Annotated in this window: 11 protein-coding genes; 4 read left to right on the top strand and 7 right to left on the bottom strand. The window is 71.8% G+C overall.

Annotated elements, in window-relative coordinates; translation table 11 throughout:
• Positions 1-504: 504 nt before the first annotated feature.
• Together selD and mnmH are read left to right on the top strand one after the other, a co-directional pair.
• Positions 505-1,539 (top strand): selenide, water dikinase SelD, encoded by a 1,035-nt coding sequence (gene selD / locus FBY21_RS05465; RefSeq protein ID WP_142009258.1) that lies wholly within the window; start codon positions 505-507, stop codon positions 1,537-1,539.
• Positions 1,539-2,642 carry a tRNA 2-selenouridine(34) synthase MnmH gene (mnmH, locus tag FBY21_RS05470; protein WP_142009261.1) on the top strand — a complete coding sequence of 368 codons (1,104 nt, stop codon included), beginning with the start codon at positions 1,539-1,541 and terminating at the stop codon, positions 2,640-2,642. Before selD ends, mnmH begins: the two co-directional genes overlap by 1 nt.
• Positions 2,643-2,679: 37 nt before the next feature.
• Here mnmH and FBY21_RS05475 read toward each other — a convergent pair whose 3' ends face one another.
• Positions 2,680-3,315: a helix-turn-helix transcriptional regulator gene (locus tag FBY21_RS05475; RefSeq protein WP_142009264.1), complete on the bottom strand. Its 636-nt coding sequence runs from the start codon at positions 3,313-3,315 to the stop codon at positions 2,680-2,682.
• Positions 3,316-3,633: 318 nt separating this feature from the next.
• Between FBY21_RS05475 and FBY21_RS05480 the strand changes: the two genes are divergently transcribed.
• Positions 3,634-5,172 carry a nucleobase:cation symporter-2 family protein gene (locus FBY21_RS05480; protein WP_044403046.1) on the top strand — a complete coding sequence of 513 codons (1,539 nt, stop codon included), beginning with the start codon at positions 3,634-3,636 and terminating at the stop codon, positions 5,170-5,172.
• A 196-nt stretch (positions 5,173-5,368) separates the two neighbouring features.
• Complete coding sequence (locus FBY21_RS05485) at positions 5,369-7,117, top strand: FAD-dependent oxidoreductase (RefSeq protein ID WP_142009266.1); 1,749 nt, start codon at positions 5,369-5,371, stop codon at positions 7,115-7,117.
• On the opposite strand, the gene gspF is transcribed toward FBY21_RS05485, so the two are convergent.
• The 6 genes from gspF to gspK are packed head-to-tail and all read right to left on the bottom strand — an operon-like array spanning position 7,098 to position 14,558.
• The gene (gspF, locus tag FBY21_RS05490) at positions 7,098-8,300 is read right to left on the bottom strand and encodes a type II secretion system inner membrane protein GspF (RefSeq protein WP_142016278.1); all 1,203 of its coding nucleotides are present in this window, start codon (positions 8,298-8,300) and stop codon (positions 7,098-7,100) included. The two genes, FBY21_RS05485 and gspF, sit on opposite strands and share 20 nt — an antisense overlap.
• An 8-nt stretch (positions 8,301-8,308) precedes the next feature.
• Positions 8,309-9,727, bottom strand: coding sequence for a type II secretion system ATPase GspE (gspE, locus tag FBY21_RS05495; protein WP_142009268.1), 1,419 nt, complete (start codon positions 9,725-9,727; stop codon positions 8,309-8,311).
• The gene (gene gspD, locus FBY21_RS05500) at positions 9,724-12,063 is read right to left on the bottom strand and encodes a type II secretion system secretin GspD (protein ID WP_142009270.1); all 2,340 of its coding nucleotides are present in this window, start codon (positions 12,061-12,063) and stop codon (positions 9,724-9,726) included. Before gspD ends, gspE begins: the two co-directional genes overlap by 4 nt.
• Positions 12,060-12,590, bottom strand: coding sequence for a type II secretion system protein GspM (gspM, locus tag FBY21_RS05505; protein ID WP_160158566.1), 531 nt, complete (start codon positions 12,588-12,590; stop codon positions 12,060-12,062). Before gspM ends, gspD begins: the two co-directional genes overlap by 4 nt.
• Positions 12,580-13,716, bottom strand: a complete 1,137-nt coding sequence (gene gspL / locus FBY21_RS05510) for a type II secretion system protein GspL (RefSeq protein ID WP_160158567.1) — start codon at positions 13,714-13,716, stop codon at positions 12,580-12,582. The genes gspM and gspL overlap by 11 nt, the downstream gene beginning before the upstream one ends.
• Positions 13,713-14,558, bottom strand: a complete 846-nt coding sequence (gene gspK, locus FBY21_RS05515) for a type II secretion system minor pseudopilin GspK (RefSeq protein WP_142009277.1) — start codon at positions 14,556-14,558, stop codon at positions 13,713-13,715. Before gspK ends, gspL begins: the two co-directional genes overlap by 4 nt.
• Positions 14,559-14,564 lie beyond the last annotated feature (6 nt).

Here is a 14,564-nt window from a genome sequence, read left to right on the forward strand (position 1 = left end):
CTTTCCGAAAGGAAGAAGACACGGGCGTACGCTGGACTTCTGCTTGGAGAGGAAGGTGAGGCAGGGAAAATGCCCCTTCAGGAGGCCGAGCGCAGTCGTTGCGCAGGGGGACGAGCGGCATGGATGCCGCGAGAGGCGCGCCAGGCCATGGATGGCCCATCGCGCCGGCCCCCGGACGCTGCTTGCAGCGAACGCACTTCAGTGCGGCCCGAAGGGCGAGCGAAGCGAGTAGCAACGATGGAGCGAGGGAAGTCCCGCGAAGCGGGACCCGGATGCAGGGGCGAGCCCTTTTGGTTACTTTTCTGGGCGATTGAGAAAAGTGACTCGCCTGGGAAGGCGAAACAGGTGACATCAACAGAACTGGTTAAGCAGCATGAGCACACGGCTCGTTACAGGGACCTAACCCAATGGACATCCAGAGGATGTCTATTGCCTCAGCGGCGGCCCGGTGAGTTTCCCAGCGGCCTGATAGAATCCGCCGCCACGATTTCAGTGAGGTGCGACATGAGCGAACCCATCCGCCTGACCCAGTACAGCCACGGCGCCGGCTGCGGCTGCAAGATTTCCCCCAAGGTGCTGGAAGTGATCCTCGCCGGCAGCGGCGCGCAGAACCTGGACCCGCGCCTGTGGGTGGGCAACGCCTCCCGCGACGACGCGGCGGTCTACGCCCTGGACGAGGAGCGCGGGGTGGTCTCCACCACCGACTTCTTCATGCCCATCGTCGACGACCCCTTCGACTTCGGCCGCATCGCCGCGACCAACGCCATCAGCGACATCTACGCCATGGGCGGCGACCCGCTGATGGCCATCGCCATCCTCGGCTGGCCGGTCAACGTGCTGCCGCCGGAAGTCGCCCGCGAGGTCATCCGTGGCGGCCGCGCAGTGTGCGACGAGGCCGGCATCCCCCTGGCCGGTGGCCATTCCATCGACGCCCCCGAGCCGATCTTCGGCCTGGCCGTCACCGGCGTGGTGGACAAGCGCCACATGAAGCGCAACGACACCGCCACCGCCGGCTGCCGCCTGTACCTGACCAAGCCACTGGGCATCGGCATCCTCACCACGGCGGAGAAGAAGTCCAAGCTGCGCGAGCAGGACCGCCACCTGGCCCGCGACTGGATGTGCACCCTGAACCGCCCGGGCAGCCGCTTCGGCAAGCTGGCCGGCGTCCACGCCATGACCGACGTCACCGGCTTCGGCCTGCTCGGCCACCTGGTGGAAATGGCCGACGGCAGCGGCTTGACCGCGCGCATCCGCTACGACGCGGTGCCGCGCCTGCCCGGCGTGGAGCATTACCTGGCCGAGGGCTGCATCCCCGGCGGTACCCTGCGCAACTTCGACAGCTACGGCGAGCGCATCGCCCCGCTGGACGAGGCCCGTCGCCACCTGCTCTGCGACCCGCAGACCAGCGGCGGCCTGCTGGTGGCAGTGGCGCCGGAGGGCGAGGCGGAGTTCCTCACCGTGGCCCGCGAACTGGGCCTGGACCTGGCGCCCATCGGCGAACTGGCCGAGCGACAGAGCCACGCGGTAGAGGTGGAGTGATGCGCGAAAACACCACCGACTACCGCCGCCTGTTCCTCAAGGGCGTGCCGATGATGGACGCCCGTGCACCGGTGGAATTCGCCAAGGGCGCGTTCCCCGGTGTGGTCAACCTGCCGCTGATGACCGACATCGAGCGGCAGAAGGTCGGCACCTGCTACAAGCAGCAGGGCCAGCAAGCCGCCATCGCCCTCGGCCATCAACTGGTCAGCGGCGCCACCAAGGCAGCCCGTATCGAAGCCTGGGCCGCCTTCGCCCAGGCCCACCCCGATGGCTACCTCTATTGCTTCCGTGGCGGGCTGCGCTCGCAGATCGTCCAGCAGTGGCTGAAGGACGAGGCCGGCATCCAGTACCCGCGCGTCACCGGCGGCTACAAGGCGATGCGGACCTTCCTCATCGAGACCCTCCAGGCCGCCGTGCACGAGTGCGACTTCGTGCTGGTGGGCGGCCTCACCGGCACCGGCAAGACCGACGTCATCCAGGCCCTCGGCAACGCCCTGGACCTGGAAGGCCACGCCAACCACCGGGGCTCCAGCTTCGGCCGCCGCGCCACCGCCCAGCCGGCGCAGATCGACTTCGAGAACGGCCTGGCCATCGACCTGCTGCGCAAGCGCGACAGCGGCATCGGTCAGTTCGTGCTGGAGGACGAGGGCCGCGTGGTGGGCAGCTGCAACCTGCCCCTGGAGCTGTACCAGGGCATGCAGCAGTACCCGCTGGTGTGGCTGGATGACAGTTTCGAGAACCGCGTGGAGCGCATCCTGCGGGACTACGTGATCGGCCTGTGCGCCGAGTTCGTCGCCCTGCACGGCGAGGAAGCCGGTTTCGAGCAGTTCGCCGCGCGCCTGCGCCAGGGCATGGCCAACATCCTCAAGCGCCTGGGTGGCGAGCGCCACAAGCGCATGATGGCGATCCTCGACGAGGCGCTGCAACGCCAGCAGGCCAGCGGCGAGGTGGACCTGCACCGGGGCTGGATCGAAGGCCTGCTGCGGGAATACTACGACCCGATGTACGCCTTCCAGCGCGAAGGCAAGGCCACGCGCATCGAGTTCGCCGGCGACCAGGCCGCCGTGCTCGACTACCTCCGCCAGCGCCCGTCCCGGCGCTGACCCCCTACCCCGCGCCCGGCAACTTCGGGCGCGAGGCTCACTTCAGGCGAACGCGGTAGACGCAGCGATTGGCATCGCTCAGCAGGTGCTGCTCGCGCTCCACCTCGGCGTCGGCGCCGATCACCTCGCGGAACAGCTGCAGCTCCGAGCGGCAGAACCCCTGGCAGACGGTGGCCGCTGCGCAGATCGGGCAGTGGTCCTCGATCAGCAGCCAGTCCGCGCCATCGGCCTCCACCCGCGCCATGTAGCCCTCGCGGGTACGCACCTCGGCGAGCTGCTGCAGGCGCCCGACCACGCTGTCGGCCTGGCAGGCCTGGCGGTAGAGCGCACGGGTCTCGCACTCGCGCTGGCCGATCAGGCGGTCCATGCCCTCCTCCCCGAACAGCTGCCGCACCGAGGCGATCAACTGGACGGTGAGCTGCGCGTGGGCATCGGGGAAGCGCCGGTGGCCGGCCTCGGTGAGCGCCCAGCGCTGGCGCGGACGCCCGGCCCCGCTGATGGGCGCCTGCTGGCCCTCCAGCAAGCCGCCCTGGGCCAGCTTCTGCACCTGCTGGCGGGCGGCCTCGGGGGTCAGCTCCAGTTCCTCGGCCAGTTCGGCAGTAGCCAGCGGGCCCCGGGTCTTCACCAGCATCAGGATGCGGTCGGCCGTGGAGGTGGCGGAGTCGTCGGTCATCGGCAGGGCTTTAGGCAAGAAGGGGCTTGCATATTAGAAGGGCATTCCGGCCAGTGTCGAGCGCATTCCCCGTGTCGGCGAACGGCCTTCCCGCAGATTTCCTGACCGTTCGTCCAGCTTCACGCCCACGGGCGCTTTTGGGCCCTTTCAACGAATCCGCTCTGGAACGCAGGTTTCACGCGCTCCTACGCCAAAGCGCCGACTGGCCGGTCGCAAATCGCACACAGGGTGATGAATTTTATGTATACAACCATCTGGAAACATTGAGACAAAAAGCACTACAGTGCGCGCACAACGACAAGAAGTGAGTGCACCTCCATGAAAAACACCGCTACGACCGCGCCCGCAGCACAACGGCCGGAAGATGAAAAACTCAGCGTCGGCGCCAACCTTGCGTACGGCATGCAGCACGTCCTGACCATGTACGGCGGCATCGTTGCCGTACCGCTGATCCTCGGTCAGGCCGCCGGCCTCTCCCCCGCCGAGATCGGCCTGCTGATCGCCGCCTCGCTCTTCGCCGGTGGCCTCGCCACCCTCCTCCAGACCCTTGGTGTTCCCTTCTTCGGCAGCCAGATGCCCCTGGTCCAGGGCGTGTCCTTTGCCGGCGTGGCGACCATGATCGCCATCCTCCAGAGCGGCGAAGGCGGCGGCATCCAGTCGGTGCTCGGCGCGGTGATGGCGGCCTCGCTCATCGGCCTGCTGATCACCCCGGTGTTTTCCCGCATCACCAAGTTCTTCCCGCCGCTGGTCACCGGCGTGGTCATCACCACCATCGGCCTGACGCTGATGCCGGTGGCCGCGCGCTGGGCCATGGGTGGCAACAGCCAGTCGCCGGAGTTCGGCAGCATGGCCAACATCGGCCTCGCCGGGCTCACCCTCGCGGTGGTCCTGCTATTGAGCAAGGTGGGCAGCGCCACCATCTCGCGCCTGTCGATCCTGCTGGCCATGGTGATCGGCACCCTGGTGGCCATGTCCCTGGGCATGGCGGACTTCTCCAAGGTGTCCGAAGGCCCGCTGGTAGCCTTCCCCTCGATCTTCCACTTCGGCATGCCGACCTTCCATGTGGCCGCCATCATCTCCATGTGCATCGTCATCATGGTGACCCTGGTGGAAACCTCCGCCGACATCCTCGCCGTGGGCGAGATCATCGGCACCAAGGTGGACTCCCGCCGCCTGGGTGACGGCCTGCGTGCCGACATGCTGTCCAGCATCCTGGCGCCGGTGTTCGGCTCCTTCACCCAGAGCGCCTTCGCCCAGAACGTCGGCCTGGTGGCCGTCACCGGGGTGAAGAGCCGCTACGTGGTGGCCACCGGCGGCCTGATCCTGGTGACCCTCGGCCTGCTGCCGGTGATGGGTCGCATCATCGCGGCGGTGCCCACCTCCGTGCTGGGCGGCGCCGGCATCGTGCTGTTCGGCACCGTGGCCGCCAGCGGCATCCGCACCCTGGCCAAGGTGGAATACCGCAACAACATGAACCTGATCATCGTCGCCACCTCCATCGGCTTCGGCATGATCCCCATCGCCGCGCCGACCTTCTACCACCAGTTCCCCGGCTGGTTCGAAACCATCTTCCACTCCGGCATCAGCTCCGCCGCGATCATGGCCATCGTGCTCAACCTGGTGTTCAACCACTTCACCGCCGGCACGCCCGACCAGCCTTCGGTGATCGCCGCCGGCCGCGAGCGCCAGCTGCGCTACACCGACATCGCCTGCCTGAACGAGGGTGACTACTTCCAGAACGGCAAGCTGTACGACGCCGCCGGCAATGAAGTGCCCCTGTGCGAGGACGACGACCACCACCCCGCACCACGCAGTGCCGGGCGCAGCAGCAAGGCGGCGGAACCCAGTAGTGCGTGACGGCTTGCTGCTCTGAAGAACCCCGTCCTTTGACGGGGTTTTTCATTGGGCGGCAGGGCCCAGCGGGTTACCGGGCCTGCTGGAAACGCCTGTTCATTTCCGTTCGCTGACCGCCCACTGCCCACCTCGCCTGATTGGTCCGCCCCCGGGCGCCTCCATAGAATATGGAACCTCGTTCCATAATCAGGAATACCCCATGCCCATACCCGCTTCTCCTCCCCTCGAATGCGACCTGCTGGTCATCGGTTCCGGTGCTGCCGGGCTGGCGGCGGCGGTTACGGCGGCTCACCACGGCAAGCGGGTGGTGCTGGTGGAGAAGGACCCGGTGCTGGGCGGGGCGACAGCTTGGTCCGGGGGGTGGATGTGGGTGCCGCGCAACCCGTTGGCGCGCCGGGCCGGGATCGACGAGGCGCCTGGGCAGGCCCGCACCTACCTGCGTCACGTGCTGGGTGAGCACTACCGCGCCGAGCTGGTGGATGCCTTCCTCGACCACGGCCCCGAGATGGTGGCCTTCTTCGAGCAGCACACCGCCCTGCAGTTCGCCGATGGCAACGGCATTCCCGACATGCATGGCGACGCCCCCGGCGCGGCCACCGGCGGACACCAGCTGATCGCCGCGCCCTACGACGGCCACGCGGTGCTGGACCTGCTGCCCCGCCTGCGCACGACGATGCGGGAAACCTCGTTCCTCGGCATGCCGATCATGGCCGGCACCGACCTCGCCGCCTTCCTCAACCTTACCCGCTCGCCCCGTGCCTTCCTCCACGTGGCGCGGCGTGTGAGCCGCCACCTGTGGCACCTGGCCCGTCATGGTCGCGCCCTGCAGCTGGTCAACGGTGTGGCGCTGGTGGCGCGCCTGGCCCGTTCCGCCGAAGACCTGGGGGTCACCCTGCTGACCCAGGCCCCGGCCCGGCGCCTGCTGCTGCAGGCAGGCCGCGTCAGCGGCGCGGTGATCGAGCAGGACGGCGTCGAACACAGCATCCGCGCCCGTGCCGTACTGCTGGCCACCGGCGGCTTCGCCCATGACGCCGAGCGACGGCGCGAGCTGGTGCCGCACGAGCGCAACGGCCAGGCCACCCTGGCCCTGCCGCCGCCCGGTTGCAGCGGCGACGGTCTGCGCCTGGGCGAGTCCGCCGGGGGCGTGGTGGCCCGCGACCTGCGTGCACCGCTGGCTTGGGCGCCGGTGTCCGAGGTGCCGCACGGGGACGGCAGCACCGGGCACTTCCCGCACATCATCGAGCGCGGCAAGCCCGGGGTGATCGCCGTGCTGCCCAGCGGCCAGCGCTTCGTCAACGAAGCCCACGGCTACTACGACTACGTCGACGCCCTGCTGCGCGCCACGCCGGAAGGCGAACCGGTGGTGTCCTGGCTGGTGTGCGACCACCGTTTCCTCCGCCGCTACGGCCTGGGCCACGTGCGCCCGGCACCGCTGCCGATCGGCGCGCACCTGCGCAGCGGCTACCTGAAGCGCGGGGCCACGCCCGAGGCGCTGGCCGCCGCCTGCGGCATCGACCCCGCCGGCCTGGCCGCCACCCTCACCGCCTACAACCGCCACGCACGCGACGGCCAGGACCCGGCCTTCGGACGCGGCAGCACCGCCTTCAACCGCCGCAGCGGCGACGCCAACCATCCCGGCCCCAACCCCTGCGTGGCACCCATCGAGCACGGTCCGCTCTATGCGGTGAAGGTGCTGCCCGGCTGCTTCGGCAGCTTCGCCGGGCTGCGCACCGACGGCCATGCACGGGTGCTGGATGCCCAGGGCCAGCCCATCGCCGGGCTCTACGCCGCCGGCACCGACATGGCCAGCGTGATGGGCGGGCACTACCCCTCCGGCGGCATCAACCTCGGCCCGGCCATGACTTTCGGCTACATCGCCGGGCGCCACGCCGCCGGGCTCGATGCCCCGGCCCGCAGCCCGCGCGCAGTCACTGAACCAGCTGGTTGATCTCGATGATGGGCAGCAGCACGGCCATCACGATGGTCAGCACCACGCCGCCCATCACCACGATCATCAGCGGCTCCAGCAGCGCCGTCATGCCCAGGGCGCGCCGCTCGATGTCCCGCGACAGCGTCTGGGCCGCGCGTTCCAGCATCGGCGGCAGCGCGCCGGTCTTCTCCCCGCTGGCGATCAGGTGGATGAGGATCGGCGGGAACACCCGCCCCGCCTTCAGCGCCACCGCCAGCCCCACGCCCTCGCGCACCGCCAGGGAAGCCTGGGCCACGCAGGCCGCCAGGCGCGCGTTGGAGAGCGTCTCCCGCGCTGCATCCAGCGCCCGCAGCAACGGCACCCCAGCACCACCGAGGATGGCCAGGGTCGAGGCGAAGCGGGCCGTGTCCACCCCCAGCACGAAGCGCCCCACCAGCGGCAGGCGCAGCACCCGCGTGTGCCAGGCCAGGCGTGCCGCCGGGTTCTGCAGGTAGCGCCGCCAGCCCCAGCCGGCGGCCACCAGGGCCGCCGCGCAGGCCAGCCCCCAGGCACGCACGAAGTCGCTGGCCTGGAGCATGGCGCGGGTCAGGCCCGGCAGGTCCTGGCGCGCCTGGGAGAAGGCGCTGACCACCTGGGGCACCACGAAGCCGAGCAGGAAGACCACGATGCCGATGGACACCACTCCCACCGCCGCCGGGTAGATGAACGCCGTCAGCACCTTGCCGCGCAGGGCGTTGCGCTCCTCCACGTAGTCCGCCAAGCGCTCCATCACCTGGGCCAGGTCGCCGGACTCCTCACCCGCCGCCACCAGCGCGCGGTAGATGGCGGGAAAGTCTCGTGGCCGCGCGCCCAGGGCATCGGCCAGGCGTACGCCGCTGCGCACGTCCGCCCGCACCGCCTCCAGGGCTTCCGCCACGTGGCGCCGCTCGGCCTGTTCCAGCGCCGCGCTGAGCACCGCCTCCAAGGGCATGCCGGCGCCCAGCAGGCTGGCTAGCTGGCGGGTGGTGCCGGCCAGTTCGGTTTCCGACAGGCGCGGCGCCAGCCAGCCCGCCGAAGCGGCCGGCGCCGCCGGGGCCACCTCCAGCGGCACCAGGCCGCGCCCGCGCAGGGCCGCCAGGGCCCCGCGCTCGCTGTCGGCCTCCAGCACGCCGGTCTCGATGCGCCCGCCGGCGTCGGCGGCCTCGTAGCGGAAGCGCTGCACGTCCATGTTCAGGTGTCCCGGGTCACGCGCAGGATCTCCTCCCGCGTGGTGGTGCCGTCGAGCACCCAGCGCTCGCCGTCGTCGCGCATGCTGGCCATCCCCGCCTCCCGCGCGGCCTGGCGCAACACCTGCTCGGCGGCGCCTTCATGGACCAGCGCTCGTGCGCCGTCGTCCATCACGAACAGCTCGTGGATGCCGGTGCGCCCGCTGTAGCCGGTGTGGTTGCAGGCCGTGCAGCCCACCGCGCGCCAGCCGCCGGGCTGCAGCGGGTCGGGCGCCTTGCACTGTGGGCAGAGCCGCCGCACCAGGCGCTGGGCCAGCACCCCCAGCAGGCTGGAAGCCAGCAGGAAGGGTTCCACGCCCATGTCCACCAGGCGGGTCACGGCGGAAACCGCGTCGTTGGTGTGCAGCGTGGCCAGCACCAGGTGCCCGGTGAGGGACGCCTGCACGGCGATCTGCGCCGTCTCCAGGTCGCGGATCTCGCCGATCATGATGATGTCCGGGTCCTGCCGCAGCAGCGCCCGCAGGGCCAGGGCGAAGGTCATGTCGATGCGCGCGTTGACCTGGACCTGGCCGATCCCCGGCAGGTCGTACTCCACCGGGTCCTCCACGGTGAGGATGTTGTGCACGCTGGCATCCAGCCGGGCCAGGGCGGCGTACAGCGTGGTGGTCTTGCCCGAGCCGGTGGGCCCGGTGACCAGCACGATGCCGTGGGGCTGGCGGATCAGCCCGTCCAGCCGCGCCAGCAGCCCCGGCGCCATGCCCAGGCGCTCCAGGCTGAGGCGCCCGGCCTGCTTGTCCAGCAGGCGCATCACCACCCGCTCGCCGTGGCCGGTGGGCACCGTGGAGACGCGCACGTCGATGGGCCGGCCAGCCACCCGCAGGGCGATGCGGCCGTCCTGGGGCAGGCGTTTCTCGGCGATGTCCAGCTGCGCCATGATCTTGATCCGCGACACCAGCGCCGGGTGCAGCGCCTTGCGCGGCGCCACCACGTCGCGCAGGGTGCCGTCCACCCGGTAGCGCACCACGGCGTGGCTCTCGAAGGGCTCGATGTGGATGTCGCTGGCGCCGTCCCGCGCGGCCTGGGTCAGCAGCGCGTTGATCATGCGGATCACCGGCGCACCGTCTTCCGCCTCCAGCAGGTCGGTCACCTCGGGGATGTCCTGCAGCAGGCGGTCCAGGTCCACCTCGCTCTCCACCGCGCCCACCACCGCCGCCGCACTGCCGGTGTCGGCGTAGGCCCGTGCCAGGGCCTGTTCCAGCTCGGCATCGCTGACCGGCTGCAGCCGCGCCCCGGCGAACCGCCGCAGCGCCTCGCCGATGGCCCAGCCGGGGGTGGCCTCGCTGATCAGCAGCACCGGCTCGTCCGTGCCGCCCTCCAGCAGCACCCGCTGGGCCCGCGCCCAGGCATAGGGCAGGCCGCTCACGGCTGCTCCCCCGGTGCCAGCGGCACGGCACGCATCGGCCTGGGCTGTGCCGGTGGCATAGCCTGGGCGGCCGGTGGCAGCTGCGGCGCCTGCATGTCGTCGAGGGACCAGCGCCGCACCGGTTGCAGCGCGCCCTGGGCGCGGCGGATGTAGTCGTAGCGGTTGAGGGTGATGCCCTGGCCGGTGGAGGCATCGCGGACGATGTAGGGCCGCAGGAACACCATCAGGTTGGTCTTGCTGCGGGTGCGCCGGTCACTGCGGAACAGCGCCCCCACGCCCGGCAGTGCCGAGAGCCCGGGGATGGCGTTGCTGGTCTCGGTGTAGCCGTCCTGCAGCAGGCCGCCGAGCACCATGATCTGGCCGTCGTCGAGGAGGATGCTGGTGTCGATGGCGCGCTTCTGGGTCACCGTGCCGGCGTCGCTGGTGGCGCGCTCGTCCACGCTGCTGACCTCCTGGTAGATGTCCAGCTTCACCGTGCCGCCCTCGGATATCTGCGGGCGCACGTTCAGCCGCAGCCCCACCTCCTCGCGCTCGATGGTCTGGAACGGGTTGTTGCTGTTGCCACCGCCGTTGGTGACGTAGTTGCCGGTGACGAAGGGGATGGTCTGGCCGACGAAGATGCTCGCCACCTCGTTGTCCAGGGTCAGCAGGTTCGGCGTCGACAGCACGTTGGTGCCGCCCTTGGCCTTCAGCGCCCGGGCCAGCACCTTCAGGTCCAGCACCCGGCCGACACCGGGGATGTCCACCCCGCCGGAGGCCTTGCCGATGTTCAGCCCGCCGGGCAGCACGTCCAGGCTGTTGCGCGCGGTTGTGGTGAGGCCGGAGCCGCCCAGCCTGGCGCCGCCGAACCAGCCGTTGGCGAGGTCGCCGGCCTGCCACTGGATGCCGAACTCGCTGGCGTCGTCCTCGCTGACCTCGACGATCAGGCTCTCGATCACCACCTGGGCACGGCGCTGGTCCAGCAGGTCGATCACCTCCCGCAGGCTGCGGTACAGCGGCTCGGGCGCGGAGATCAGCAGGGTGTTGGTGGTGGTGTCGGCCTGCACCGTGGCGCCCCCGGCGGAAAACGCCACCGGCGCTTCCATGCCGTGGGCCTGGCCGCTGGCGGTCGGGGTGGTGGCGGTTGCCGCCTGGCTGCCGCTGCGGGACGGGGTGCCCGTGCCGGCGGTCTGCCGGGTGCTGCCGGCCTGGCCCTGGCCACCCAGTTCGCCGCCGTTGAGCCGCTCGCGGGTGCCGTCGCCCTGCCCGCCGCCGGCCTCCGCCTCGCCGGTGAGCAGCCCGCGCAGGGCCTGGGCCAGCTTGTTGGCCTGGGCGTTGCGCAGGTACACCACGTGGAGGTTGCTGGGGTTGCCCTGGGCGCTGTCCAGGCGGTCGATCAGTTGCCGCGCCAGGGCCGTGCGCTCCGGGCTGCCGGTGCGCAGGATGACGCTGTTGGAGCGCGGGTCGCCCACCGCCCAGACCTTCTGCCCGGCATCGCCGCCGGGGGTGTCCATCAGTTCGCCGAGCATCGCGGCGATGTCGGTGGCGATGCCGTTGCGCACCGGCACCACGTCGGTGTCCACCGAGCCCGGCACGTCGATGTTGGCGATGATCGCCGCCACCCGGTCGAGGTTCTCCGCGTAGTCGGTGACCACCACGGTGTTGTTGCCGGGGTAGGCGTTGATCGGGTTGTTCGGCGAGACGATGGGCCGCAGCACCGGGATCAGGTTCACCGCGTTCTCGTACTGCAGGCGGTAGGTGCGGGTGATCATGCCGTTGCCCGCCGCGCGGTCGCCGTCGCCCACCGGCCCGCCCAGCAGCTTGGCGTCCGCCTCGGGCACCACCTGGCTGACCTCGCCCGCCTCCACCACCGAGTAGCCCTGCATGCGCAGCGCCGCCAGCAGCATCCCGTAGGCGGTCCGCGCCGGCACCGGCCCTTCCGAGACCAGGGTCAGCTGGCCCTTGACCCGGGGATCGGCGAGGAACTGCCGGCCGGTGGCGCGGGACAGCGCCCGCAACACCGCCGGGATGTCCGCCTCGACGAAGTTCAGCTGCACCGGCTGCTCCCCCAGGCCGGACGCCCCGCTGCCCGCTGCCGGGCGCGGCGCCGACGGCCCTGGTGCGTGGGCCTGGCGCGCCCGTGCCTCGCGTTGCTGCTGTTCCAGCTGGGCCTGGCGCCGCTGGCGCTCGGCCAGGGTGTCCATCGCCGGCCCCGGCGCCACCAGCGGGCGCCCCAGTTCGCTGGGGGCCGGCAGCACCGGCGGCACCTGTGCGCCGCCCTGGCTGCAGGCGGCCAGGGCCGCCACCAGGCCGAGCAGCGCCGGGCCTTGCCAGCTTCGCCCATTACGTTTTGTCATGATTCTTCCCCTGTGCCTGGCGCCCTGTCCAATTCGATGACACCCGTGAGCCGGCCTTCCGCCGCCTCTCCATCGCGTTCGCCATCCCGCCGCAGGCGGACTTCGCGCACCCGCACCGGCAAGCCGGGCAAGCCGCCCAGCAGCCACTCCATCAGGGCCGGCGCCGGGGCGCCGTCCAGTTGCACCTGCCAACGCCCCGGCTCGCCGCCGAGGCGCACGTGTTCCGTCAGCCCGGCCCGCTCCAGGGTCTCGCGCAGGCGGGCGTCGGCCTCGCCGGGGGGCAGCGCCTGGCCCACGCCCGCCTCCGCCAGCACGGTTTCCAGGGTCTGCGCCTGGGCCCGCAGGCGCGGCAGCTCCGCCTGCCAGTGGTCGATGCGCTGCAACGCCGGGTCCACCAGGGCGAACCACAGCAACAACGGCGGCAGCACCAGGGCCGCCAGGCGCAGCACACGGCGCTCGCGGGGCGCCAGCCGCTGCCAGGCCTGGCGCGCCTCGTCGTAGCGCTGCTGCAGGGCTTCACGGTTCATCGCGGCGAGCCTCCGGGGCCGGTGCACGGCGCAGGGTCCAGCCATCGGCCACGGCCTCGCCCTCCAGGCCGGCGGGGGCCAGGGTCGCCTGCCAGTCGGCCGGCAAGGGGCTGGCGCTGCGCGCCGGGCGGATCAGGTGCAGGGCGCCGTCGGCGTAGTCCAGCCCCTCCAGGCTGCCGGCCGGCAGCGCCAGGGCCAGGCCGGCCTGGCGCAGCAGGCTGTCGAAGTCGTCCGCCCCCGGCGCCTGCCCGGCCAGGCGGGCGTCGCGCTGCTGGCGGGCCTGCTGCAGCGGGTTGAGCACCACTGGCAGCTGCGGGAAGGCCTGGCGCACGCGCTCGTTCATCTGCCGGCGCAGGGTCTGGCCCTGCTCGGCGAGCTGCGCCGCGTAGAGGTTCAGGCCCAGGGTCCAGACCAGCGCCGCCAGGGCGCAGCAACCCAGGGCCCGCCCCCAGCGCGCCGTGCCGGCGTGGCGCGGGGCGGCACCGGCTGCCAGGTCGAGGGTGCCGGCCGGCCCTTGCCAGGCGGCTTCGACGGGCAGCGCGGCGACACCCTCGGGGCCGCCTGGCCCCAGCCAGTGCCAGCGGGCCGGGTCGGGTTGCTCGGTCAGGGCCAGCGCTGGCAGCGGGTGCACCCAACCGTGGTCCGGCCCACTGCGTACCACCAGGTGGCCGTCCAGGCACTGGGCGCTGACCTGGCCGGGCGGCGGCAGCGGCAGGAAGAACGGTGCCGGCACCAGGCGGAAGCGGACCCCCGCCAGCAGGCGTTGCAGCCGTGCCAGGGCCGGGCGTGCCAGCCAGGCCAGTTGCACCTGCCCGTCTGCCTCACGCGGGCCATGGGCCAGGTGCAGGGCATCGCGCCCTTCCAGGGCCAGGCCGTCCAGGGCACAGGCAGCCGCGGCGGCCAGGCGCGGGGCCGGCAAGGGCGGCAGCGCCACCTGCGCCAGCAGGCTGTCCTCGGGGTGCAGGCGCAGTTCCAGGGGCGCGCCGCGCAACGTGGCGGCCAGCGCCGGGAGCGCCACCGAGCAGGGCAAGGCCTGCCCGCGTGCCTCCAGCCAGAGGCCCTCCAGCACGCTGCCGGGCTCCAGCAGGCGCAGGGGCGGCAGGGCCAGGCGCAGGCGGCGCTTCATGCGCCCACCCGCGACCAGACCACCCGCGCCGCGCCGTCCTCGGGGCGGAACAGCAAGGCCTCCAGCGGCCACTGGCGGCTGCCGACGCGAACCTGGCCCTGCAGGCGGAACCATTCGCTGGTGATGCCCAGGCGCACCTGCTCGGTGTCCAGTTGTGGCAGGCGCAGGCGATTGAGCAGGTCACCGCTGTTGATGAAGCCCTGGCCCCGGTCGCGCTCGGCCACCAGGGCGCGGGCCCGCTCCAGGCCGAGGCCGGGCACCCGCGCGGCGATCACTTCTGCCGGCGCGGTGTTGCCGTTCACCCAGCCGGGCAGCGGCAGCACGGTGACGAAGGGCGCCAGCCGCGCCAGGGCACGGGGCTCCACCCCCGGCGCGCCGGCCAGGTCCTCCAGGCTGCGCGGGCGCGGCAGGCGGGCCTCGCCGTAGGCGGCCAGCAGGCGCTGTTCCAGGGCGGCGAGGGTCGCCGGGGCGACGCCAACGCTGGCCCCCAGGCGCTGGAAGGCGGCCTGTTCCAGCGGGTCGAGCTGGCCCTCATGCACCAGGCCGGCGAGGTTGAACAGGCCTTGCTCGTCCAGCAGGCGCCCGTCGAAGGCGGCGCTGTCGGTCACCGGCAGCTGCCAGCCACGGGCCCAGCCCTGGTCCAGGCGCGTGGCCGGGTCCTGCTGCCAGGCCTGGCGCAGGCGCTGCAGGCCGAAGGCCGTGGCGCTGCGGGCCACCCACTGGGCCGCCTGGCGCTCGCCCTCACCTTCTGCCAGGCGCACCAGCCGCGCCTGGCGGGCCAGCAGGCCGGCGGCGATCACCGCCACCAGCGCCGCCACCAGCAACGCGCTGATCACCGCCATGCCCCG

The sequence above is a fragment of the Pseudomonas sp. SLBN-26 genome, from assembly GCF_006715895.1.
GTDB classification, from domain to species: Bacteria; Pseudomonadota; Gammaproteobacteria; order Pseudomonadales; family Pseudomonadaceae; genus Metapseudomonas; species Metapseudomonas otitidis.

Excerpts from the sequence above, each read along its gene's own strand:
- gspD (WP_142009270.1), bottom strand. The coding sequence starts at position 12,063 with ATGACAAAACGTAATGGGCGAAGCTGGCAAGGCCCGGCGCTGCTCGGC.
- gspK (WP_142009277.1), bottom strand. The coding sequence starts at position 14,558 with ATGGCGGTGATCAGCGCGTTGCTGGTGGCGGCGCTGGTGGCGGTGATC.
- mnmH (WP_142009261.1), top strand. The coding sequence starts at position 1,539 with ATGCGCGAAAACACCACCGACTACCGCCGCCTGTTCCTCAAGGGCGTG.
- FBY21_RS05485 (WP_142009266.1), top strand. The coding sequence starts at position 5,369 with ATGCCCATACCCGCTTCTCCTCCCCTCGAATGCGACCTGCTGGTCATC.
- gspM (WP_160158566.1), bottom strand. The coding sequence starts at position 12,590 with ATGAACCGTGAAGCCCTGCAGCAGCGCTACGACGAGGCGCGCCAGGCC.
- gspL (WP_160158567.1), bottom strand. The coding sequence starts at position 13,716 with ATGAAGCGCCGCCTGCGCCTGGCCCTGCCGCCCCTGCGCCTGCTGGAG.
- selD (WP_142009258.1), top strand. The coding sequence starts at position 505 with ATGAGCGAACCCATCCGCCTGACCCAGTACAGCCACGGCGCCGGCTGC.
- FBY21_RS05480 (WP_044403046.1), top strand. The coding sequence starts at position 3,634 with ATGAAAAACACCGCTACGACCGCGCCCGCAGCACAACGGCCGGAAGAT.
- FBY21_RS05475 (WP_142009264.1), bottom strand. The coding sequence starts at position 3,315 with ATGACCGACGACTCCGCCACCTCCACGGCCGACCGCATCCTGATGCTG.